We start from the raw sequence: 20735 nt of genomic DNA on the forward strand, positions 1-20735 counted from the left end.
TTCGTCAAGCGGCCGCACTGGCGGCATCGATCACACGCGTCAGTTGTTGCGCGATATCGCCGGCTCGTGCGTAGCCGTCCGAGACGCGGTACAGACGACCGCCATGATGCAAGCGCAGCGCCGGGAAACTTGAAATGCCCCAGCTGCGTGCGGTATGGAAGTCTTCGATGGTGGCCGCGATGGCGGCGTCGCTGGACCACTGATCCAGGAACGTCTTCGCGGAGACGTCATGGCCTTGCCGATTCAGCGCTTGCGCGGCGACTTCCGCTAGCACCTTGCCGTCGGTGGTGTCGCGGGCATCGACATAGAACGCTTCCTGCAAGGCACGGAATAGCGTCAGGAGGTCGCACTGCGGGACCAGCAGGCGAGCCGTGACGACGGCGCGGCAGATGGGTTCCGTGTCGTAGACGAAGTTCTCCCGAGCCATCAGCCCCTCGCGATTGAACGGCAGGCCGCTTGCGTTCTCCACCAGGCCCCAATGATGCAGGCGGAATCGCTTGCCGGCGTCGTCGAGGATATCGGTGGCCCCCGCTCGGATGCCACCCACTACGATCCGCAGCGGCAGATCGGGCAAGATTTTGCGGACTTCCGTCAATTCCTTGCCGAATCCATAGCACCACGAGCACATCGGGTCGGCAACATAGAGCAGTTCCATATCATTCCTTCAATCTTTTTTAGCTCGCCGCAAGGCTGCGACTCAGTGGATGTGTGCCTTCTGGCGCGGATCGTCTTCGACGTTCACGTAGTCGATCCCAAGCGGGCCATTCCCGCTTACCTGGGTGACATAGTCCCCCGACCGGGCCCAGTGGAAATGCGGCGTGCCACCCGGCAACACGATGACGCTGCCCGGGGGATATGCGACCAGCTTCTGCGGCTCGAACTCCTCGCCGATACCGATATAGAACACCCCTGAGATCACGGTGTAAACCCGATCCTCTCGATGCACGTGCGGCATCAACTTCACGCCTGCGGGCACGTTGACGCGCACCACGTAAGGCCCCGCGGCCGACGGATCTCCAACCAGCACCGACAGGCGCGCACGTTTTGGAAAGGCTGGGAAGGACGACCACTGAAGGTCCTCCTGCAGGATGGCCCCGTTGGACGTGGGCGACAGGCCGGCCGCCCATCCAGTCCCGGCCGCGAGGGTGGTGGCCAGTGCCAACCCTACGCCGATGCGTTTCGCAAAGAATGTCATGTGTCTATCTCCTGACGTGCTTGAAGCATCGGCGTGCTGCCTTGCCTCCAGCGATGGAGAGCACTATAGAAGCGCGGATTGGCCCGATGAAGCCATCCAGGAGAACTTGAATTGATACATGGTGGAACAAGTCCGCGCCCCAAAGTCCCCGACTCACGTGTCCGCGCTATCGCAACGACACGAAGCTCTTGCGGACGTCTTCCGTGAATGCTTGCGGTTGTTCCCAGGCCGCGAAGTGGCCGCCCTTGGGCAGGCGGTTGAAGTGAATCAGCTTCGGGTAGGCCTTCTCCGCCCAGCACTATTCCGCGCCACGAAGCGTGTGAGACAGGAACAACACAGCCGCCCCGGGCCTGAGGCGGTTCGCCGGAGGCTATCCGAAATCGATCACCAGTTGTCCTCGCTCGCGGTGGCCAGCAGGAAGTCCCGCAGGAGCTTGGCGCTAGGGCCGATCTGCTTCGAATGGACCAGGAAGATCTCCAGCGGCGCGGTCTCGGCGTCTGGCAGCACGCGCACCAGATCGCCGGAGGCCAGGAGCGACGCGGCGTCGTAGGCCGGCAGCCTGGCGATGCCGTCACCCGCGAGCACGAACGCGAGCCGCGAGGCGGCGCTGTCCGTCACGACATCGCCCTGCACCGGGACCTCGATGTCCTTGCCGCCAGCGCGTACGACCGTGGTGCGCTGGCTCGGCGGATAGACGACCCAGCGATGACCGTCCAGTTCCTCGACCGAACCGGGCGCCCCGTGCTGACGTAGGTAGGCCGGGGATGCGCACAGCATGGTGGCTTCCCGAAGCAAGCGGCGAGCAAGCAGTGACGAATCCGCCAGCGGCCCCGCCCGCACGGCCAGTTCCACACCGTGGTGGACGATATCCACGTTGGCATCCGACATCGCGACATGAAGGCGAACCGCCGGATAGCGCCGCCGGAACGCGACCAGCGCCGGCAGGATCCGCTTGGTGCCGAAGTGGTGCGAGCAGGTCAGCCACACCTCGCCGCGTGGCTCGGCGCGCATCAACTCCATGCTACGGATGCCGTCCACGGCCTCATCGAGTAGCCGCTCGCAATGCACGCGGAACGCCTGCCCCGCCGGGGTGAGGCTGAAGCTGCGTGTGCTGCGCTGGGCCAGGGGCACACCAAGTTTCGTTTCGAGGGCGCGGATATGGTGGCTCACCACGGCGCGGGTGAGCCCAAGCGAGCGCGCCGCGGCGGCGAAGCTGCCACAGCGCACGACGGTGGCGAAGATCGCCATCGCGCGGAGTTCGTCGAGGATCGTATTGGTCGGGTCCATGGCCGATTGTCTTATGCCATGAGCCAATGTGTCAATGCGATGCTATCTACTCCCAGGCTGCCTGTCTGGCTACAGTTCATTTAACCGCGCTGTGCGGCGAAATGCAGACCAGAAGGAGTTCATCATGACCGTCAAGCATGTCCTGTTCATTTTGACAAATGCGGCCGAGATCGGGCCGAACAAGCGCGCCACCGGCTACTTCTATCCGGAGGTGGCCCACCCCTTCGAAGTGCTCGACGCCGCCGGCATTGCCGTGGAGTACGCGTCGCCCCTCGGTGGCAACCCACCGTTCGACGGCTACGACGAGACCGATCCCGCGCAGCTCGCGTTCAGCAAGAGCCAGGCGATCCGGCGCATGGCGCATAGCCGCAAGCTCTCGGAAGTCGATGTCCTGGACTACGACGCGATCTTCTTCCCCGGCGGCCTTGGCCCCATGGTGGATATCGCAAACGACCCCGACGTCAAGCGTGCGGTGCTGCGCGCCTGGAACGGCGGCAAGATCGTCGCCGCCGTTTGCCACGGGCCGGCCGCGCTGCTCGGCGTCACGCTTGAGGACGGCACGCCGCTGGTCCAGGGTCGCCGCCTGACCTCCTTCTCGAACGCCGAGGAAGAGGGCTACGCCAAGGCGGACGTCCCGTTCCTGCTGGAGGATGCGCTGCGCGCGGCAGGCGCCGAGTTCGCTTCCGCCGATCCGTGGCAGTCCAAGCTCGTGGTCGATGGTCGCCTGATCACTGGCCAGAATCCGGCATCGGGCAGCGCCGTCGGCGAGGCCATCGTCGCCGCGCTCCGCGGGCAAGTCGAGTTGGCGCGCGCATGACGCGCTGATCAAGGGAAACTGCCATGTTTCCCTTGATAACTGACAACGTGGCGGCCTTCTTTTGAAAGATGCCTCGGCAGATTCAAAGTGACTTAGTAAACACCCCTTTTTCCGCGCATTGCGACCTATCGCGCTGCCTAGAATCGTCAGCGCCGGAATTCCCCGGCATCACTTTTCTCCTAAGGAAATATTGATGAGCCAACTCAGACTCGGTGGACTCGATGCGATTCGCAGTGCACAGGCATCGTCGTCACTCAGGCGCACGCAGGCCGCGGAAACGGCCAGTGCGAATGCGGGTGCCGTGGATCGTTTCAAGGCACGGGGCATGGCCCTGAAGTTGGTGGACATGGTCGATGCGTTCAAGACAGAGCAGCTCAAGGCCACCGACCTCAACAGCGATAACGTGGTATCCCTCAGCGAACTGGGCAAGCAGTTGGCCGGCAAGAGTGAGGCGGAACTGGCGAGCATCCATGAGGCCATGGACATCGACAAGGACGGTCAGGTATCTGGCGCGGAATTCAAGGACAGCATTCCCCTCGATGAATTCTTCAACAGCGTGGCAACGGCCAGTAACCAAGACGCGTTAATGGCTCGTTTCAGCGCGCAAGGGGCGGCATTGCAAGTACGTGCCGGCATATTTCAAGCCGCAAGCACCCCGTGGTTTTCACCGAGCAGCGCCATGGATCCCAATCTGCCCAATTCGTCCGAACACTTCGCGCTTTTGCCGTAGCAGCCGAATGCAACGGTAACGCGATCCGAAAGCGGCCCGATGCGCGGCAGGCCCGTTGTGCCGAAGGTGGTCATGCAGGGCACGACGCGCCGTTCTTCGATTTGCAGGCCGGGGATACGCTCGAGGAGCTGCGCTTCGAGCCCTTCCGCCACGGGAATCGAGCCGCCGGACCGAAACCAGTCCTGGATATTCCCCTCGCTTTCGAGGGGAATATCCACCGGATCGCCGCCGAGCTTCAGCCAGGTCTGGCCGTCCGGATAGAGGATGGGCGGCAGGATATAGGGATCGGCACCCTTGGGTCCGAAACAACGCATCGATGGCATGCCGGCCAGGCGTTGCACCTCCGCCGCATCGAGCCGAAACATCGCGGCAGTCCGTGCGTACACCACAAAACCCAGGGATTGGCCGAGCAGCGATTGGGTATGTCCGCCGGCCGCAACGAGAACGCGCTCCACCTCCACATCGCCCGATCGCGTCCGGATCGTCACGCCAGTGGCGCTTTCCGAGATGCCCAGCGCAGGTTCGGCGATAATCCGCGCCCCGGCGCGCTGCGCCGCAATCGTCTGCGCACGGACCAGGCGGCGCGGGCTGATATAGCCAGCGTGTTGCGGCTCGAAGTAGCCCCGGGTTCCAGCCGGAAATCCCAGGTACGGGAATCGCTGAGCGAGCCCCGCATCGTCATAGGCTTCAACAAGAATGCCGGCGTCCGCCGCAATGCCGCCGATGGAGGACACGTCCCGGGCTCTGACCAGGGCCCACGTGAAGCACGCCGACTTCCCGGTAGAACTCGACCCCGCTTTCCGCAAAAATCTCGCCGTAGCGCGCAATCGATGCGCGGTTCATGTCCCGCCAGAATGGCGTCGAATCGAACTGCCGCGTGATACGGCCTTCATCGTAGTGGCTACCAAAGACCCCGGCATGGCCAGCGTAGTCGGCCGGCTCATCGGGCCCGATCAGCGCCACCTCATGGCCCATCTTCGACAAATGGCGCGCCGCCGCCGCGCCGATCATTCCCCGTCCGATTACCGCGAGTTTCATGCTCTATTTGCCCTGACGACAGCTACCACGTGTACTTCACCCCGGCGCGCACCACATACTGATAGAAGCTCTGCGCGCCCCACGCGCCGGACACATTGGTCCAGCCAGTCCAGCGCTTGCGCAAATCCACATTGACGCCGATTTTCAATTCGTACCGATTATCCGGGTACATGCTGCCCACGGGAAGCTGATTGAACGAGACGTTGCTGCCAACGCTGGTATGCCACCAGTTGAGGGTCAGGTACGGTTGCCATTTGCGCGCGTCATCGCGAACGTAGGTGCGATGCAGCCGCGCCCCGAGCCGCGTGATCCAGCCGTGCGAGTCCGCCCCGCTCACGCGGGTGCCATTCGGCTCCGTGATGTCGTCCTCGCTGTAGCCGACGTAGATCAGCTGCCCTTGCGGCTCGATCACCCAATCGTTGCGCAGCGGCATGGCATACCCACCCTCCGCCGATACGGCGAAACCCTGCGCATGGTAGCGGACCACCGGCAGCAGGTCGCCTTCCACGCGATTGGTGAACCAGCCGTACTGGAACCAGGTGTCGACGTAGGCGCCGAGCTTGTGCTCATCGTTCTGGTACCAGGTGCCGTAGGCGCCCACGCTCCAGCCTTCCACCTTGCCCTTGGCGCGGAAGGCGTTGCCTTGCGCTTGCGCGTCCGTCCAGGCGTTGCCGTAGCTGCCCATCAGGCCAAGGTGGGCGCGGGCGGCTTCGCCGAAGACCTTCCACTTGGCCATTTCGGCGCCCCCTTGCAGCAGAAAGGCGTCCGTGCTGGTCTTGAACACACCATTGCTGCTGCGGCTGCCCTCCCACTTGCCCACCGCGCGCAGCCAGCCCGACCGCGGCTTGTCGTTCTCGTGGTCGAAATCCTGCCCTTCCACGTACTGGGGCTCGCCCAGCCGGTCATGGAGGCTATGGACGAACATCTGGCCAGCCAGGCGCTGATTGGCGAGGTAGGCCGCCACCTCGGGCCGATAGAGCGCCCCGCCCGGCGTCGGAGTTGGGGTTGGATTCGGGTCCTGCTCGGACCGCAGATACCAGACGTTACCCGCGCTGCCATCCGGCGCGCCCTGGAACAGCCGGTATTCGTAGGCGCCCGCCACGGCGCGGCCTTCCAGCGCGAAGGCACCGGGAGCGCTGTCGGTGGCCACGGGGCTCAGGATTTCCACGAGCGGTATCCCGTTGGCGACCGTGAGCGCGCCCTGCCCCCCGACATTGTTCACACGGAGCCGTGTGGCACCGCCGGCCCCGGTCGCCGTGGCATCCGCCACGAGCATGTCGGCACGGGAGGCGGGCCCTCCCTCATTGAGCACGGCATTGAGCTTCAGCGTCCCGCCATTGGAGACATAGAGGCCCCCGCCGTACTGCCCTGCCGTCTGGCCGCCCCCGATCACCAGGACGTTGCCGACCGCCGCACCGCCTCCGGTCAGATCGATGGTGCCGCTGTTGGTGAACGTCCGCACGCCGAGGATTTGTCCCTGCACCGCGCCGCCAGCGACCGGCGTGTTGGCGGCCTGGCCCAGCGGCAGGTAGGCGCCGGCGGGGTTGAAGGTGACGATGGCGTCCGCCGGTTGCCGCGTGCCGCCCGCCCCGCTCACCGGCTGCGCGGCCAGCGCCAGCGTGCCGGTGTTGTCGACCGTGTTGTTCAAGCCCGTGCCGAGGTTGGCGATGGCGACGTTCCAGGAGTCCCGCGAACCGCTTCCCGTGCTATCCGCGAAGCTGCGCAGGTTCCACGTGCCGCTGTTGTTGAGCGTGACGTCCGACGTCGCCGCCGAGACCACGCCCGTCATCGTGCCAGCGTTGTCGAGCCGGAACGATCCCGCCGAGCCGTTGCTGTCGGCGCGCACGGCCTGATCGCTCAGGGCCTCGATGGAGGACGCATTCCGCACGGCCTGTGTCAGCCCGGCCGTGGCGATGCCCGCGCTCGTGCCCCATCCCGCCCGAACCGGCTGGAGGTTCTGCACATCGACCGCGCCGCCCACCGAGGTGATCTCCAGGCCCGACGCATTGTTCCCGACGGTCGAGATCGCCCCTTCATTGACGACGGACATCGCCGCCGCGCCGCTGCCCCGCGCCAGGATGCCCTGCGCGTCGATCGCGCCGAGCGTCTGGATCGCGCCGCGATTGATGATGGTCTGCGCGCCCGTTCCCGAGAGCGTGGCGATCCCACGCTGGGCGTTGCCGCGCGCCGTCAGCGTGCCGGCATTCTGCACGGTGACTTTCCCCAGCCCCGTGCCGCCGTTGTAGCCGCTGCCCGCCACGATGGCCGCGCCGCTGCCATTCACGTCGATGCTGCCGCTCAGGAAATTGATGTCGACATCGCCGCCCAGACTGGTGCCTTGCAGACCGAACGAGCCGCCGCCGGATCCTTCTCCACCGCCATTGTCCGAGTGCGTGATGATCGTGCCCTGCGCCGTGATGCCGACCGTGTTGGTCGCCGCACCCGTGGTAGCGTAGATCCCGTTGGCATTGCCGTTGAAGGTTTCGAGGCGGGCACCGGTGTAGGTCACCTGCGTATTGCCGCTGACGGAATGCGCGCGAATGGCGGCCGAGCCATCGCCGTAGGTGGTGATGTTGCCCGAATAGTCGACGGTGACGGCGCCAGCTTCCGCGCCCACGGTAATGCCGAAGGCGCGCACTGTCGCCGGGTTGCCGTACACCGTGATGTCACCAGTGCCCGTGACGGTGGCCGTCCCGCCAGCCCGGGCGATCATATAGATGCCGCGTGAGCCCTCGGCATTCCCCGTGGCGCCAACCGTGATCGGCGCCCGGTTGTCGACCGACAGCGAGCCGGACGTGTTCAGTCCCGACGTGACATAGATGCCATGGCCCGCCTGCCCCGTGGCCAAAATGGCGCCCTCGTTGACCACCGCGACGTCGCCGCCCTGCGTGCTGGATCGGATGCCGAAGCCGTTCAGCCCGTCGGTGGTGATGGCGCCGCCGTTGCGGATGCGGGTGGTGCCGGTGCCGGCATCGGTCATGATGCCGAACGCATTGGTCGCGGTGGCGCGGACCGTGGCGTTGCTGTCGATGGTGATGGTGCCGCTGCCGGGGCTGTAGGCGCGTATGCCGGCATGATTGGCGGGGCCAGCCTCGAGACCCGGGTCCGACGGATCCTCGATTGCCGTGGTGTTGTCGATAAGGAAGGTCACGCCGCTGCCGACCGTGGCCGAGACCGCGCCCGCGCTGGTCGCCGTGGTCTTCAGGTTCATGCCATGGCCACCGACCGTCGAAATGGTCCCGCTGCCCTGATGCACGATAGTGGCGCTGCCGCCGCCGTTGGCAGTAATGTCGAGCCCATCGTGCTCGTTGCCGGTGACCCGGTTCGTCACGTTGAGCGTCGTGCCGGACGTTACCGTAATCGTCGAGCTACCCGGGCTCAGGTTGATCACGCCAATCCCGTCCAGGCCAGCGCCCTGCATGGTGATCGACGTGGTGCCGCCATCGATGTTTGCGGCGGCATTGCCGGCCGTTACCGTGCCGGTGACCTGGGCCGTCACCCCGTTTGCTGCGGCGGCCGGCTGGTTGGTAATGGTCGTGCCCGCCACGGTCGCCGTGGCGTTGGCTGCGGACGTGGTCGCCCGGATACTGGCCCCGGTCGTCGTATTGAACGTGGTGCCCGTCAAGGTGCCGATATTGGATGGCGTGCCCGCAGCCGGTTGGCAGAACACGCCCACCGAGAACGTTCCGCTGATACTCGTACTGCACATGGACGTCTGCGCTTGCAGGGCCGAGGGGAACAATGCTGCGGCGCCCAGCGCGATCCGCGTCCTCACACAACGTGCCGGCCGGCCCATAGAGTCTCCCGTGTCACAGTCAGACGTGGTCGAACCAGTATGGAATGTCAAATCTGTCGGGCAAGTGAAACTTTTGGCAAAGCGAGTTAAAGACGTTGAACCGCGCCGACTGCCCGCCGGCCCACCGCCACGAGCACTCCCGCCCCGAACACCATCAGCATGCCGCCCGCCGCGCGCTCCAGCTTGGGCAGCGCCCGGGCGAAGCGCCGCAGCACGCGCGGGTGGCCGATGGACACCGCGACCAGCAGGTCCCACCCCAGCACCGCGGCGAACATCCACACGCCGTACGCCACCTTCCACGGCGCGCTGGCGTGCGGCCCGCTGAGCATGGCGGCCAGGCTGGCGTAGAACAAGGCGTTCTTGGGGTTGAGGATGCCGGACAGGAAGCCGCTGGCCACCGCCTGCGCGAAGCCGGTCGCCGCCCCGCCGCCCGCCTTTGCCTCTCCCAGGGGCGTGGTCCCGGCGAACCGCACGAACTGCCAGCCGAGGTAGAGCAGGTACAGGCCGCCGGCCAGTTGCGTCAGGCTGAACAGCGCGCTGTCGGCCCGCATCGCCGAGACCCCCGCAAATGCCCCGGCGATGAACACGCCGTTGGCCAGCGCGATGCCGAGGCACGCCCCGGCGGCGCGTCGCCAGCCGGCGGCCAGCGAGGTACGGGCGATCAGGAAGAAGTCGGGGCCGGGCGATAGCAGCGCCAGAAAGTGGGCCGTGGCGACGATGAGGAATAGGTGCATGACGCAGACTCGCTGAGGAAACCGCCGGAGTCTGCCGCCCCGCGCGGGCCGCGTCTTGAAGGAAATTGCAGGATTGGGAGGATCAGGCCCAATCAGGCCCGATCAGGCCCGATACCGCGCCGGTGTCACGGCGGCGTGCGCCTTGAACACGCGCTGGAAGTGGCTCTGATCCGCAAAACCGAGCCCGTAAGCCACCTCGGCAATCGCTTCGCCGGCCCGCAGGCGGTCGCGAGCCAAGTTGACGCGCTGGTTGACCTGCCACGCGTGCGGCGTCATGCCGGTGGCCCGGCGGAAGGCGCGGATCATCTGGTAGCGGCTCAGGCCGGCCAGCGCCGCCAGTTCCGCGAGCTGGCGGCAGCGCCACCGGCGGGGGGCCGGCCCCCGTGAAAACGCTGGCGCCGCCATCCACGGCGCCAATCGACCAGGTCGGATGGCTGTGCGGCCGATAGGCGGCACGGCTCCGGCACACCCGGCGGCTCTCGGCGCAGGGCATGGCGGGGTCGCGCCAGAACTCGGTGGTGTCATCGGGGCCAGTCATGGCGGCGATTCTACCTTCGAGGAACCGCCGCGCCTTACCCTATCCATCACTTCGACTGCACGATCACTGTGCCTTCGGTAATCGTCGGTGCGCCCACGGAGATTCCGGTAGCGTGCTCCGCGATCCAGGTCTTGGCGACCTTGACGCTTTCGTCCGTGCCCGCCTTGTCGGTGCAGGTGGTCACCGAAAAGCCGCCGGCGTCTCCGCGCACCAGCGTGTAGCTGAGCAGGCCCTGAACCTCCCGCATCAACGGCTCGATCTCATCCTTGTGTTGTGCCAGCAGGTCGAATAGCTCGCTGGCGCCGCTTCCTGAATACGTTCTGACGACGGTGTGCATGATGGGTCCTCCAATGCTTGAACCCCGGCCTTTCGCGCAGTGCGCAAAGATAAGCTGCAACGGAACCAGTCTAGGTGCCAGCGGCCTCGGCAGGCCCCGGGCTTGCATCTATATCAACCGCCCAGCAAATCGCCGTTGAACAGGATGTGCAGGGTCAGGACGAACAGCACCACGATGGCGATGCTCAGCAGGGCCAGCAGGACGATGGCAATCGCCGTCACCGGCCAGGCCTGGACGAACATCGCGTACTTCAGTGCGGCGATGGCCAGCGCCGCCAGCGGGAAACTGATGGCCCACCAGCCGGAGGCGAACGGCAGGCCGCGGCGGAACACCTTGGGCGCCAGCGCCAGGAAGATGAACAGGCCGAAGTAGAACAGCAAGGCGGCGAAGGTATCCACGCGCTGCGTCATGTTCGTATAGGCCAGGAAGCCGACCTCGAACGGCGCCATCAGGATCAGCAGCGACGGCACCATGCCGGCCGGCACCGGCTCGTGGTGGATCATGCGCGCCATGATCATCGTGAAGAACAGCAGCGCGATCATCGTCCCCACGGCCATGGCGAACAGGTTCACCTCATGGGCCCACGGCATCGGCATGGTGGCGCCGGCCACGGCGATATCGAGCGTGGCCACGCCGGGGATGAACCAGGCCGGCACGGCGTGCGCCGCGTCGATCTTGCCGCGCAGCAGGCGGCTGGAGATGGCGAAGCAGATGGCGAGCGTCGCCACGGTGCCCACGGTCCACATCCCCTCGGCCAGCGGCTGGCTCAGCGGGGCGACCACCGTGGACAGCAGCAGGATGGCGATGGTGATCGTGCCGAAGAAATTCCCCGCGACTGGATGCCGGTACTCGCTGGCCACCGCCGCCGGGTACTTCGCCGCCTTGACCAGATAGCCCGTGCCCAGAACGACGAACACAGCCAGCGCCAGCCAGCCGGCCACATCGGCAATCCACGGGCTGGCCCCGAACGCCTGGCTGGCCTGCCGCCATGCCAGCGACAGCCCGGCGATCCCCATCACCGACGCGAACAGGTTGACGGGCAGGTGCTTGACGGAGGCGGATTTGCGCAGGGTTTGGGGGTGAGGGTTCGAAAGCGTGGACACGGCAGGACTCCAGATTGAGGGGTTCGCCCGATACTAGGCCCTTCCACCCATAAAGATAATCTGGCACGATCGGGAATCACTCTCCCAAAAATCGAGAATATGGCGGATCGTTTCGAATCCATGTCGATCCTGGTGGCCGTGGTGGAGGCCGGCAGCTTTTCCGCCGCCGCGCGCCAGCTCCGGATGCCGCTTGCCACCGTGAGCCGGAAGGTGGGCGAGCTGGAGGCGCACCTGAACACCCGGCTCCTGCATCGCTCCACCCGGCAGCTCTCGCTGACCGAGACCGGCCACGCCTACGTGGCCGCCTGCCGGCGCATCCTCGAGGAGGTAGGCGAGGCGGAGCGCGCCGCGTCCGGCGAATATGCCGCGCCCAAGGGCGAACTCGTCATCACGGCGCCCATCGTCTTCGGCCGCCTGCACCTGCTGCCCGTGGTGGCGGATTTCCTGAAAACCTATCCGGACATCGACGTCCGCATGGTGCTGACCGACCGCGTGGTGGCCCTGCTGGACGAGCATGTCGATATCGCCCTGCGCATTGCCGACCTGCCGGACAGCAATTTCATTGCGATGCCGATCGGCACCGTCCGGCGGGTGGTGTGCGCCAGCCCGGCCTACTTCGCCGCGCACGGCACGCCCGCTCGCCCCCAGGATCTCGCCGAGCATGCCTGCATCACGTTCGAGCAGATGACCTCCCGGCAGGTCTGGCATTTCACGGCGGGCAAGGTGGCGAAGGGGGCGAAGGCGGGCAAGGCGGAGATTGCGGTGCCGGTGCGTTCGCGGCTGGCCGTGAGCACGGCCGAGGCGGCTGTCGATGCGGCGGTGGCCGGCGTGGGCATTACGCGCGTGGTGTCCTACCAGATGGCGGGCGCCCTGCGCGCGGGCGCGTTGCAGATCGTGCTCGAAGCGTTCGAGCCGCCGCCGTGGCCCATCAGCCTGGTCCACACCGGGCAGGGCCTCCTTCCGCTGAAGCTGCGCGCCTTCCTGGACTTCGCCGCGCCCCGGCTCAGGGCCCGGGTGGCGGCGATTGCCGTCTGACGTTGGACAAGCTATCGATCAAGGGGCAGGACGTCCCGCTGCCATTGGCGTGGCATTGCGCAATGAGGGTCTTCAGTTCGTCGCGCAGGCGTAGCAGATCCTTCAATCGATCTTCCACCAGCCCGAGTTTCTGCTCGGCCAGCACCCGGGCCGTGCCGCACGTGTCGCCATGGCCCTGCCGCAGCAGGACTCGCACTTCGTCCAGCGTGAAGCCGAACGACTGCGCCTGGCGAATGAACTGCAGCCGCTGCAGGCTCGCCTCCGGATACTGGCGGACGGCGCCGAACGCGCGCTCCGGCATCGGCAGCAGCCCGCAGCGGTGGTAGTAACGCACCGTCTCCACGCCAACGCCTGCGGCCTGGGCCAGCTTCCCGATTGTCATGGTGTGATGCATTGCACTTGACTCCGTACCTTGGTACGGATCTAGCCTAGCGGTAAATCTGACGGAAGAAAATGGCGGGGAATACGGAGAGAGAACGATATGCAATCGCGCATCATTCGCGTTCTGCCCGCCGAGTATGGCTGGGCACTGCAGTTCGGTGGTCTCGATATCAAGCCCCAGCGCTTCACGACCATGGAAGCGGCCATCGCCGCCGGCTGGGACATGGCCCGGCGCGAGCACGCCGAGTTGCACATCCATCGTCACGATGGGGACGTGCACCTGCGCAGGGCATGGTACGACCCGTATCAGGACCGCTAGCCGCGCGCCGGAAGTGCGGGATCAGCCGCTGGCCGGTCCCGCCTCTCGCTTGACAACGCCGGCGCTCAGGCCGGCGGGGCACCCTCCTTGAACAAGGACTTCAGCTGCGTGCGCAGTTCAGGGGAATCCTGATGCTGATGCACCGCCACCGCATGCTGGACCGCAGCCTCGAGCAGTTCGTCTTCATTGTCGGCGCTCAGCGCCACAGTGCAGTTTTTCTCGCTCGGATAGTCGCGGCAATCGATGTACTTGCGTCCCATATCGCCTCCTGACACCGGCCTGGGGCCGGTACCTTGAAGTATAGGTAGGACGGCGGCAACGCCTAGTCCGGCTTGATGCCCGCGCGCGCCACGATCGGCTTCCAGCGTTGCTGCTCCGCCGCGATAAAGCGGGCGAATTCCTCGGGCGTGCTGCCCACCACCAGGGCGGCGTCCGCGCCCAGCCGCTCCACCGAGGTGGGACTCTTCACCGCCTTGATCGTGGCCTCCGCCAGCTTGGCCACCGCCGGCTGCGGCAGCGAGGCCGGCGCCAGCAGCCCGTACCACTGCGTCATCTCGAAGCCCGGATAGCCCTGCTCCGCCACCGTCGGCACATCGGGGAGCTGCGGAATGCGCTGCGCCGTGCCCGTGGCGATACAGCGCACCTTGCCCGTCTTGATGAACTGGATGATGGCCGGCGCGCCCACCGCCGCCGCATCGAGCCGCCCGGACAGCAGGTCGGTGATCTGCGGGCCGCTGCCGCGATACGGCACGTGGGTGATAAAGGTGCCGGTGGTCGCCTTCAGGTACTCGAAAGCCAGGTGGCCGGCGCTGCCATTGCCCGCCGAGCCGTAGTTCAGCTTGCCCGGCTTGCTCTTGGCCAGGGCCACGAACTCCTTGAGGTTCTTCGCCGGCAGGTCCGGGTGCACCACGTACAGGCTGGGCACCTTCGACAGCAGCGAAATCGGCCGGAAGTCCCTGTTCGGGTCGTACGGCAGCTTGGGGAAGATGTACGGATTGACCGCCAGCGTGCCGATATGGCCGAGGATCAGCGTGTGGTTGTCGTCGGCCCGCGCTACCTCGCCCATGGCGATATTGCCCGCCCCGCCCGGCTTGTTTTCGACGAATACCGATACGCCGAGCAGCTTGGTCAGCTCCGCCGCCGTGGAGCGCGCCACGATCTCGGAACTGCCGCCCGGCGCGAACGGCACCACCAGCCGGATGGGTTTGGACGGCCAGGTTGCCTGCGCGCGCGCCAGCGTGGGCGCCAGGGCGCCGGCGCCCAGCGCAGCCATCAACCCGAGCAGGTGCCGGCGATCGGCGTCAAAGGGGGAATCTGTGGACATGGGGGTCTCCTTCGTTTTTAGTGTGCTACGACGTCAAGCCGGCGCTTATTCCGGCTTGACGTTACCGTCCTTGATGACCTTGGCCCAGAGCCGCGTCTGGGTGTCGATATAACGCGCCGCCTCGGCCGGCGGGGCGCCTACCACCTCGCCGCCCAGCTCGGCCACGCGCTGGCGGATCTCCGGACTGCCCATGACCTTCTGGAGCGCGTCCGACAGCCTGGCCACCACGGCTTCCGGCGTGTTGGCGGGCAGGAAGGCGGCATTCCATTCATAGACCTCGTAGCCCGCCACGCCGGCTTCCTGCATGGTCGGCACGTTGGGCAGCGCCGAGGTGCGTGTATGGCTGGTCACCGCCAGCGGGCGCAGCTTGCCTGCCTTGATGTGCTGGAGGCTGGAAGCCACGTTGGCGAAGAACAGCGGCACCTGTCCGGCGATGACATCGGTCATCGCCGGACCGCCGCCCTTGTATGGCACGTGGAGCAGGTCCACGCTGGCGCGCTGCTCGAACAGCACGCCGGACAGGTGCTGCGCCGAGCCATTGCCCGACGAGGCGAACGCCACCGTGCCCGGCTTCTGCTTCGCCAGCGCCAGCACGTCCTTGACGTTCGTCGCCGGGAAGGCGGGATTGGCCACCAGCACATTGGGATAGCGCGCCAGCACGCCCACCGCCCGGAACGCCTTGGCGGGATCGTAGGGCAGGCGCGGATAGAGGCTCGGGTTCACCGCGTAGGACGACGCGTCCACCATCAGCGTGTAGCCATCGGGCGCGGCCTTGGCCACGTACGACGCGCCGATCTGCCCGCCCGCCCCTGGGCGGTTTTCCACGATCACCGTCTGGCCGAGTTCCCGTCCCAGCCCCGGCGCGATCAGCCGCGCCATCAGGTCGGCACCACCGCCGGGCGGATAGGTGACGACGATGGTCAGCGGGCGCGTCGGCCACGGCTGGGCGGCGTCGGCGGCGTGCAGCAAGGTCGGCTGCAAGGCCAGGCCTGCCAGCGTGAGGGGGATCAGGGAACGCATGGGGGTGTCTCCGTCAAATCAATGTTGGGGCGAGGTCAGCGAATCTCGGCCGTGTAGCGGAAGGCATAGGCATCGCCCCGGGTCAGCCGGTATTCGACGCACTGGCCCTGGATATCGAACGCCTGACGCGTGACCAGCGCACAGGGATGGGAGGGCGGCAGCGCGAGCAGCTCGGCTTCCTCGGCATCGAGCAGCCGGAAGGTCACCTCGTCCATCGCCCGGTGCACGGTGATGCCGCAGCGCTGGCTCAGCAGCGGATAGAGCAGCTCGCCCCACTCGGCCATCGGCGTCTCCTGCAGCGCCGCGCAGCGCGGCAACGGCAGCCAGATCGATTCGAGCAGGCGCGGGGTGTCCGCCACCCAGCGCCGGCGCGAGATGGCCAGACCCCGCGCGCCGGCCTCCAGCCCGAAGCGGCTGGCCATGGCCTTGTCCAGCCGCACGCTGCGGCAGGACAGGATCTCCGAGCGCGGCACCGCCGTGGGCGCCGCATCGGCATCGGCCTCCGAGCGGAAGCGGAAGAAGCGCATCATGCTGGCGCCGCTCCCCCCGGTCAGCCCGGTGCACACGAAAGTACCCTTGCCCTGCACCCGCTCCAGCAGCCCCTGCTGCACCAGCACGGCAATCGCCTGCCGGATCGTGCCGAGCGCGATGCCAAACTCGCCCGCCAGCGCACTTTCGGCCGGAATGGCAGTGCCCGGCGACCACTCGCCCGTGACGATCTTCTGCTGCAATAGCGCGGCAATCTGCCCGTAGCGGCTCATGCCTGCCGAGGCGGCGGCCGGTTGGCGCGTGGCATTGTCTGGCATCTGGTGTCCGTGTTAGATTCCACTCCTATAGAGGACTAGAGTACCCGGACCGGGCCAGCCCGCCATATCGGGGCTAACCCGCACAGAGGAGAATCGTGCCGATGACGACAAGCCAGACGCTGGTGGACTGCCACTTTCATGTCTTCGATGCCGGCGTGGCCGTGGCGTCGGCGCGCTATCGGCCGCCCTACGCCGCGCCGCTGGCGGACTGGCTGTCCATGGCCGGGTCGATGGGCGACGCGACCGTGGACCCCTACGGCGTGGTGGTCCAGACCAGCTTCCTCGGCACCGACAACGCGGCGATGCTGGCTGCGCTGCGCCGCATGCCGGGGCGGCTGCGCGGCGTGGCCGTGGTCGATCCGGCCGTGGACGACGCCGAACTCGCCACGCTGGATGCCGCCGGGGTCCGGGGCATCCGCCTGAACCTGTATGGCGATGCCGGCTGGCGGCGCATCGACACCGCGCCGTGGCGCTCGCTGTTCCAGCGCGTGGCAGCGCTGGGCTGGCACGTGGAAGTCCACACGAACAATGGCGACGGCGCGATGGTGCTGGCCGCGCTCGATGCCGCGCTCGACAATGCGCCGGCCCCCATCGTGCTCGATCACTTCGGCCGCCCCGGCCCGCTCGGCGTGGACGACCCGGTCTTCGACACGGCCCGCACCGTGGCCGTGCGACGCCCGCTCTGGATCAAGATCAGCGCGCCCTACCGGCTGGCCAGCCCTGACCAGTGGCCGACACTGGCCGCGCATTGGGCCGAGATAGCCGGGCCGGACCGCCTGCTCTGGGGCAGCGACTGGCCGTGGACCAACCACGAGGCCCCCGCACGTGCCGACGAATGCCGCGCGGTGATGGCCTGGCTCGCACAGCGGCCGGATTTGTCGGAAGGCTTGCGCTGGCGCAATGCCGCCGCGCTCTACGGCTTCGCACTGGCGGGCTGAAGCGCCCACACAGCCGCCCATCTAGCTGACGCGGCGCGTCCGCGCCGGTGCACCGGACCCGCCGGCGGTGCACGGCATGCCCCGCTCCGGGGCCCGGGCTTCCTCCCCCCTTCCGCCCGCCTTTCCCACCCCATTTCCCCCAATCCCAGTCCCCAAGCCGGATTCCGGGCGCGCCGGCTATCAGGGTATTCACTGGCATTGCTCTTGCTAGACCAATGCTGGAAGATATTCTAAATATATTAAGCAGATATTTGCGAGCCCAACCCGACCCAACCGAGGAGTCCCCTGTGACCAATTCGACCAATTCGAGCAACGCCACCAATCCCCGCTGGACCGGCATCTTCCCCGCCATCACCACCAAGTTCCACGCCGACGAGCGGATCGACGCCGAGGGCACTAGCCGTCACATCGAATTCCAGATCCGCAATGGCATCCATGGCCTGGTGACCTGCGGTTCGCTGGGCGAAGCCAGCACGCTGTCGCTGGAGGAGAAGCTCGACGTGGCGCGCATCGCCGTGGAAGCCGCCGATGGCCGCATCCCGGTGCTGGCCAACGTCTCCGAGACCAGCACGCGAGACGCCCTGCGCTATATCGACGGCGCGAACAAGCTCGGCGTGTCCGGCTTCATGGTGATGCCCTCGGTGATCTACGTGGCCGATGCCCGCGAGGCGATGCAGAACGTGCGCGTCATGGCGGAAGCCGCCCAGAAGCCGGTGATGGTCTACAACAACCCGGTCGCCTACCGGGTGGACCTCAAGCCCGAGCACATGGTGGAGCTGGCCGACTGCAAGTGGGTGGCGGCGATCAAGGAAAGCACGGGCGATATCCGCCGCGTGACGGACCTGCGCAACACCCTGGGCGACCGCTACCAGATCTTCATGGGCGTGGACGACCTGGCCTACGAAGGGCTGGCGCTGGGTTGCGACGGCCTGCTGGCCGGCGTGGGCTGCGCCTTCCCGCGCGAAACCGTGGCGCTGTTCGACCTGATGAAAGCGGGCAATTTCGCCGAGGCGCTCAAGCTGTATCAGTGGATGACCCCGATGCTCCACCTCGATGTCTCGAACAAGCTGGTGCAGAACCTCAAGCTGATCGACACCCTGGTCGGCGTAGGCTCCGAGTTCATGCGCCGCCCGCGCCTGCCGCTGGTGGGCGAGGAGCGCGCCTTCGTCGAACGCGTGGTGCGCCAGGCGCTGGAGACGCGGCCGGCGAAGTACCAGTCGGTGGTATGAGGCCAACTGCGTGATGCATGCCTGCGGCGGCCCCCGGGGCCGCAGCAGGCATCCAACTTGCACCAGCCGTCGTGTCCGTGATCGTCACGACCGCCCCCTTCGTCCTGGAGTCTGCCTGCCATGCCTGACCTTCCCTCCCTCACTGCCACCGATGCGCCCGCCACGGCCACGGCCACCGTCAAGCGACCGGTGCGCTGGGTGATGCGCGCCTCGGACGCCGTGCTCGCCGTGGAGCGCCATGCGCTCGGCGGCCTGATGACGCTGCTCGTGCTGCTGATCCTGCTCAACGTGGTCACGCGCTACGCGGGGCTGCCGCTGTACTGGGTGGACGAAGCGTCGGTCTACGCGGTGGTCTGGCTGACCTTCGTCGGGGCGTCGGTCATGACCCGCCTGCGGCTCGATTTTGCCGTCGGGCTGCTCACCGAGCACCTGCCCCCGAAGGCCGCCCGCGCTGCCAAGGCCATCTCCACGGGCGGCGTGCTGCTGTTCGGGCTGGCGCTCCTGGCGATGTGCTGGGTCTGGATGGACCCGGTCGGCATCGTCCGCTACGGCTTCGACGCCCGCGAGTACGCGGCCGAATCGTTCAACTTCCTCTACACCGAGCACACCCAGACGCTCGAATGGCCGGTCTGGGTGCTCCAGCTGATCATGCCGCTGTTCTCCTGCACCCTGAGCCTGCACGCGCTGGCCAACCTGCTCGAAGATCTCGCCCTGGCGCCGCGCCGCGCCTACCCCGAGTTCCAGGTGGGCAACTCCGAGACGGTGAACTGACATGCCGACAACCTTCTTCTTCTGCGGCGTGATGCTGGTCGGCGTGCCGATCGGCATCTGCCTGTGCCTGGCCGGACTGGCGTTCATCTTCAGCACCGGCGCCACCGTGCTGCTGCAATCGTTCCCCTCGCAGATGTTCGCGGGCGTGGACAGCTACGGCCTGATCGCCATCCCCCTGTTCATCCTGATCGGCGAGATCATGAACAGCGGCGGCATCACGCGCCGGCTGGTAGACCTGTCGATGGCCTTCGTCGGCTCGATCAAGGGCGGCCTGGCCTACGTCAACATTCTGGCCAATATGCTGGTGTCGTCGATCATCGGCTCGGCCACAGCCCAGGTGGCGATCATGTCGCAGGTGATGGTGCCCGAGATGGAGAAACAGGGCTACGACAAGACCTTCGCGGCGGGGCTGACCGTCTACGGCGGCATGCTGGGGCCGATCATCCCGCCCTCGGTAATGTTCGTGGTCTACAGCGTGCTGGCCCAGGTGGCCGTGGGCGACATGCTGATCGCCGGCATCCTGCCCGGGCTGCTGCTGACGGTGCTGTTCTTCATCATCATCGCCATCATGGGGCTCTTCTACAACTACCCCCGCAGCGCGCGCAAGACGCTGCGCGAGCGCGCCACCACCGTGATCCAGGCCAGCCCGACGCTGCTGATTCCGGTGGTGATCGTCGGCTCCATCCTCGCCGGCGTGGCTAACCCGACCGAGGCCGCCGCCGTGGGCGCGCTGGCCGCGGCGATGGTCGGCCGTTACGTGACCAAGGAGTTCGACCTGCGCACGATGCCGGCCATCCTGCTGCGCTCGGCCATCTATTCGGCCATCGTGCTGTTCCTGGTGGCAGCCGCCGCCGTGTTCTCGTGGCTGCTGATCTACGGCAAGATCCCGCAGATGGTGGCGGCCTGGATCCAGACCATCGCCCACAGCCCGGTCGAATTCCTGCTGCTGGCCAACGTGATCCTGCTGATCATCGGCACGGTGATCGACGGCATTCCGGGCCTGATCATGACCGTGCCGATCCTGCTGCCAATCGCCACCGAGGTCTACCACATCGACCCGCGCCACTTCGGGGTGGTCATCGTCATCAACCTCGTGCTCGGGCTGATGTCCCCGCCCGTGGGGCTGAGCTTCTTCGTGGCCTCCGCCGTCACCGGCGCCAAGCCGGGGAAGATGTTCATGGTCACGCTGCCCTTCTTCCTGATCAGCTGCGTGGCCCTGGTGCTGCTCTCGCTGTTCCCGAGCCTGTCCATCGCCCTGCTGGACTAGCCGACCGATCCAACCCGATCCAACCCGATCCATAGCCGTCCCATCCGCCTCGCCGTTACCCATCGAACCG

The 20735-nt window shown here is 66.7% G+C and carries 23 protein-coding genes; 8 read left to right on the plus strand and 15 right to left on the minus strand.

Translation table 11 applies throughout. The features are described from left to right. Positions 1-4 precede the first annotated feature (4 nt). The 3 genes from AC1DFU_RS12960 to AC1DFU_RS12970 all read right to left on the minus strand — a co-directional run bounded on the left by AC1DFU_RS12960 (position 5) and on the right by AC1DFU_RS12970 (position 2482). Positions 5-655, minus strand: coding sequence for a DsbA family protein (locus AC1DFU_RS12960; protein WP_441593126.1), 651 nt, complete (start codon positions 653-655; stop codon positions 5-7). A gap of 42 nt (positions 656-697) precedes the next feature. Next, a complete protein-coding gene (locus AC1DFU_RS12965; protein WP_441593127.1) occupies positions 698-1195 on the minus strand; it encodes a cupin domain-containing protein in 498 nt (165 codons plus the stop codon). Positions 1196-1579: 384 nt separating this feature from the next. Further along, the gene (locus AC1DFU_RS12970; RefSeq protein ID WP_441593129.1) at positions 1580-2482 is read right to left on the minus strand and encodes a LysR family transcriptional regulator; all 903 of its coding nucleotides are present in this window, start codon (positions 2480-2482) and stop codon (positions 1580-1582) included. Between the two features lie 124 nt (positions 2483-2606). Between AC1DFU_RS12970 and AC1DFU_RS12975 the strand changes: the two genes are divergently transcribed. Together AC1DFU_RS12975 and AC1DFU_RS12980 are read left to right on the plus strand one after the other, a co-directional pair. Further along, the gene (locus tag AC1DFU_RS12975) at positions 2607-3299 is read left to right on the plus strand and encodes a type 1 glutamine amidotransferase domain-containing protein (RefSeq protein ID WP_092296370.1); all 693 of its coding nucleotides are present in this window, start codon (positions 2607-2609) and stop codon (positions 3297-3299) included. Between the two features lie 193 nt (positions 3300-3492). After that, the gene (locus AC1DFU_RS12980; protein ID WP_143093914.1) at positions 3493-4029 is read left to right on the plus strand and encodes an EF-hand domain-containing protein; all 537 of its coding nucleotides are present in this window, start codon (positions 3493-3495) and stop codon (positions 4027-4029) included. Here AC1DFU_RS12980 and AC1DFU_RS12985 read toward each other — a convergent pair. The 7 genes from AC1DFU_RS12985 to AC1DFU_RS13015 all read right to left on the minus strand — a co-directional run bounded on the left by AC1DFU_RS12985 (position 3939) and on the right by AC1DFU_RS13015 (position 11575). Beyond that, complete coding sequence (locus tag AC1DFU_RS12985; RefSeq protein ID WP_441593132.1) at positions 3939-4763, minus strand: NAD(P)/FAD-dependent oxidoreductase; 825 nt, start codon at positions 4761-4763, stop codon at positions 3939-3941. The genes AC1DFU_RS12980 and AC1DFU_RS12985 overlap by 91 nt on opposite strands. Beyond that, positions 4717-5067, minus strand: coding sequence for an FAD-dependent oxidoreductase (locus AC1DFU_RS12990; RefSeq protein WP_441593134.1), 351 nt, complete (start codon positions 5065-5067; stop codon positions 4717-4719). The genes AC1DFU_RS12985 and AC1DFU_RS12990 overlap by 47 nt, the downstream gene beginning before the upstream one ends. A gap of 22 nt (positions 5068-5089) precedes the next feature. After that, positions 5090-8776 carry an autotransporter outer membrane beta-barrel domain-containing protein gene (locus AC1DFU_RS12995; protein WP_441593136.1) on the minus strand — a complete coding sequence of 1229 codons (3687 nt, stop codon included), beginning with the start codon at positions 8774-8776 and terminating at the stop codon, positions 5090-5092. Positions 8777-8949: 173 nt separating this feature from the next. Further along, positions 8950-9597 (minus strand): LysE family translocator, encoded by a 648-nt coding sequence (locus AC1DFU_RS13000; protein ID WP_441593138.1) that lies wholly within the window; start codon positions 9595-9597, stop codon positions 8950-8952. Positions 9598-9699: 102 nt separating this feature from the next. Further along, on the minus strand, positions 9700-10002 hold the full coding sequence (locus AC1DFU_RS13005; RefSeq protein ID WP_441593140.1) for a helix-turn-helix transcriptional regulator: 303 nt from the start codon (positions 10000-10002) through the stop codon (positions 9700-9702). Between the two features lie 179 nt (positions 10003-10181). Further along, the gene (locus tag AC1DFU_RS13010) at positions 10182-10472 is read right to left on the minus strand and encodes a hypothetical protein (RefSeq protein WP_092296383.1); all 291 of its coding nucleotides are present in this window, start codon (positions 10470-10472) and stop codon (positions 10182-10184) included. 113 nt (positions 10473-10585) lie between these two features. Beyond that, positions 10586-11575, minus strand: a complete 990-nt coding sequence (locus AC1DFU_RS13015) for an SLAC1 anion channel family protein (RefSeq protein WP_441593142.1) — start codon at positions 11573-11575, stop codon at positions 10586-10588. Between the two features lie 120 nt (positions 11576-11695). On the opposite strand from AC1DFU_RS13015, the gene AC1DFU_RS13020 reads away from it, so the two are divergent. After that, positions 11696-12610: a LysR family transcriptional regulator gene (locus AC1DFU_RS13020; RefSeq protein ID WP_477159783.1), complete on the plus strand. Its 915-nt coding sequence runs from the start codon at positions 11696-11698 to the stop codon at positions 12608-12610. Here AC1DFU_RS13020 and AC1DFU_RS13025 read toward each other — a convergent pair. Then, the gene (locus tag AC1DFU_RS13025; protein WP_441593145.1) at positions 12579-12992 is read right to left on the minus strand and encodes a MerR family transcriptional regulator; all 414 of its coding nucleotides are present in this window, start codon (positions 12990-12992) and stop codon (positions 12579-12581) included. The two genes, AC1DFU_RS13020 and AC1DFU_RS13025, sit on opposite strands and share 32 nt — an antisense overlap. A 99-nt stretch (positions 12993-13091) precedes the next feature. On the opposite strand from AC1DFU_RS13025, the gene AC1DFU_RS13030 reads away from it, so the two are divergent. Then, on the plus strand, positions 13092-13310 hold the full coding sequence (locus AC1DFU_RS13030) for a DUF2188 domain-containing protein (RefSeq protein ID WP_092296392.1): 219 nt from the start codon (positions 13092-13094) through the stop codon (positions 13308-13310). Positions 13311-13375: 65 nt separating this feature from the next. Here AC1DFU_RS13030 and AC1DFU_RS13035 read toward each other — a convergent pair whose 3' ends face one another. From AC1DFU_RS13035 to AC1DFU_RS13050, 4 genes are all read right to left on the minus strand, one after another. After that, positions 13376-13570 carry a DUF1059 domain-containing protein gene (locus AC1DFU_RS13035; RefSeq protein WP_092296395.1) on the minus strand — a complete coding sequence of 65 codons (195 nt, stop codon included), beginning with the start codon at positions 13568-13570 and terminating at the stop codon, positions 13376-13378. A gap of 62 nt (positions 13571-13632) precedes the next feature. Further along, positions 13633-14634: a Bug family tripartite tricarboxylate transporter substrate binding protein gene (locus tag AC1DFU_RS13040; protein WP_092296398.1), complete on the minus strand. Its 1002-nt coding sequence runs from the start codon at positions 14632-14634 to the stop codon at positions 13633-13635. Between the two features lie 45 nt (positions 14635-14679). After that, a complete protein-coding gene (locus AC1DFU_RS13045; RefSeq protein WP_092296401.1) occupies positions 14680-15654 on the minus strand; it encodes a tripartite tricarboxylate transporter substrate binding protein in 975 nt (324 codons plus the stop codon). Between the two features lie 35 nt (positions 15655-15689). Further along, positions 15690-16460, minus strand: coding sequence for a GntR family transcriptional regulator (locus tag AC1DFU_RS13050; RefSeq protein ID WP_092296404.1), 771 nt, complete (start codon positions 16458-16460; stop codon positions 15690-15692). 101 nt (positions 16461-16561) lie between these two features. Between AC1DFU_RS13050 and AC1DFU_RS13055 the strand changes: the two genes are divergently transcribed. The 4 genes from AC1DFU_RS13055 to AC1DFU_RS13070 all read left to right on the plus strand — a co-directional run bounded on the left by AC1DFU_RS13055 (position 16562) and on the right by AC1DFU_RS13070 (position 20665). After that, a complete protein-coding gene (locus AC1DFU_RS13055; RefSeq protein ID WP_441593148.1) occupies positions 16562-17398 on the plus strand; it encodes an amidohydrolase family protein in 837 nt (278 codons plus the stop codon). Between the two features lie 287 nt (positions 17399-17685). Further along, positions 17686-18627: a dihydrodipicolinate synthase family protein gene (locus tag AC1DFU_RS13060; RefSeq protein WP_441593150.1), complete on the plus strand. Its 942-nt coding sequence runs from the start codon at positions 17686-17688 to the stop codon at positions 18625-18627. Between the two features lie 120 nt (positions 18628-18747). Continuing rightward, positions 18748-19398: a TRAP transporter small permease gene (locus AC1DFU_RS13065; RefSeq protein WP_441593152.1), complete on the plus strand. Its 651-nt coding sequence runs from the start codon at positions 18748-18750 to the stop codon at positions 19396-19398. 1 nt (position 19399) lies between these two features. Further along, complete coding sequence (locus AC1DFU_RS13070) at positions 19400-20665, plus strand: TRAP transporter large permease (protein WP_441593154.1); 1266 nt, start codon at positions 19400-19402, stop codon at positions 20663-20665. Positions 20666-20735 lie beyond the last annotated feature (70 nt).

The organism is Cupriavidus sp. 10L45 (assembly GCF_056395225.1).

Bases quoted from the DNA above. Each gene is read 5' to 3' on its own strand.
- AC1DFU_RS12960 (WP_441593126.1), bottom strand. From the start codon at position 655: ATGGAACTGCTCTATGTTGCCGACCCGATGTGCTCGTGGTGCTATGGA.
- AC1DFU_RS12965 (WP_441593127.1), bottom strand. From the start codon at position 1,195: ATGACATTCTTTGCGAAACGCATCGGCGTAGGGTTGGCACTGGCCACC.
- AC1DFU_RS12970 (WP_441593129.1), bottom strand. From the start codon at position 2,482: ATGGACCCGACCAATACGATCCTCGACGAACTCCGCGCGATGGCGATC.
- AC1DFU_RS12975 (WP_092296370.1), top strand. From the start codon at position 2,607: ATGACCGTCAAGCATGTCCTGTTCATTTTGACAAATGCGGCCGAGATC.
- AC1DFU_RS12980 (WP_143093914.1), top strand. From the start codon at position 3,493: ATGAGCCAACTCAGACTCGGTGGACTCGATGCGATTCGCAGTGCACAG.
- AC1DFU_RS12990 (WP_441593134.1), bottom strand. From the start codon at position 5,067: ATGAAACTCGCGGTAATCGGACGGGGAATGATCGGCGCGGCGGCGGCG.
- AC1DFU_RS12995 (WP_441593136.1), bottom strand. From the start codon at position 8,776: ATGTGCAGTACGAGTATCAGCGGAACGTTCTCGGTGGGCGTGTTCTGC.
- AC1DFU_RS13000 (WP_441593138.1), bottom strand. From the start codon at position 9,597: ATGCACCTATTCCTCATCGTCGCCACGGCCCACTTTCTGGCGCTGCTA.
- AC1DFU_RS13005 (WP_441593140.1), bottom strand. From the start codon at position 10,002: ATGGCGGCGCCAGCGTTTTCACGGGGGCCGGCCCCCCGCCGGTGGCGC.
- AC1DFU_RS13010 (WP_092296383.1), bottom strand. From the start codon at position 10,472: ATGCACACCGTCGTCAGAACGTATTCAGGAAGCGGCGCCAGCGAGCTA.
- AC1DFU_RS13020 (WP_477159783.1), top strand. From the start codon at position 11,696: ATGTCGATCCTGGTGGCCGTGGTGGAGGCCGGCAGCTTTTCCGCCGCC.
- AC1DFU_RS13025 (WP_441593145.1), bottom strand. From the start codon at position 12,992: ATGACAATCGGGAAGCTGGCCCAGGCCGCAGGCGTTGGCGTGGAGACG.
- AC1DFU_RS13030 (WP_092296392.1), top strand. From the start codon at position 13,092: ATGCAATCGCGCATCATTCGCGTTCTGCCCGCCGAGTATGGCTGGGCA.
- AC1DFU_RS13035 (WP_092296395.1), bottom strand. From the start codon at position 13,570: ATGGGACGCAAGTACATCGATTGCCGCGACTATCCGAGCGAGAAAAAC.
- AC1DFU_RS13040 (WP_092296398.1), bottom strand. From the start codon at position 14,634: ATGTCCACAGATTCCCCCTTTGACGCCGATCGCCGGCACCTGCTCGGG.
- AC1DFU_RS13045 (WP_092296401.1), bottom strand. From the start codon at position 15,654: ATGCGTTCCCTGATCCCCCTCACGCTGGCAGGCCTGGCCTTGCAGCCG.
- AC1DFU_RS13050 (WP_092296404.1), bottom strand. From the start codon at position 16,460: ATGCCAGACAATGCCACGCGCCAACCGGCCGCCGCCTCGGCAGGCATG.
- AC1DFU_RS13055 (WP_441593148.1), top strand. From the start codon at position 16,562: ATGACGACAAGCCAGACGCTGGTGGACTGCCACTTTCATGTCTTCGAT.
- AC1DFU_RS13065 (WP_441593152.1), top strand. From the start codon at position 18,748: ATGCCTGACCTTCCCTCCCTCACTGCCACCGATGCGCCCGCCACGGCC.
- AC1DFU_RS13070 (WP_441593154.1), top strand. From the start codon at position 19,400: ATGCCGACAACCTTCTTCTTCTGCGGCGTGATGCTGGTCGGCGTGCCG.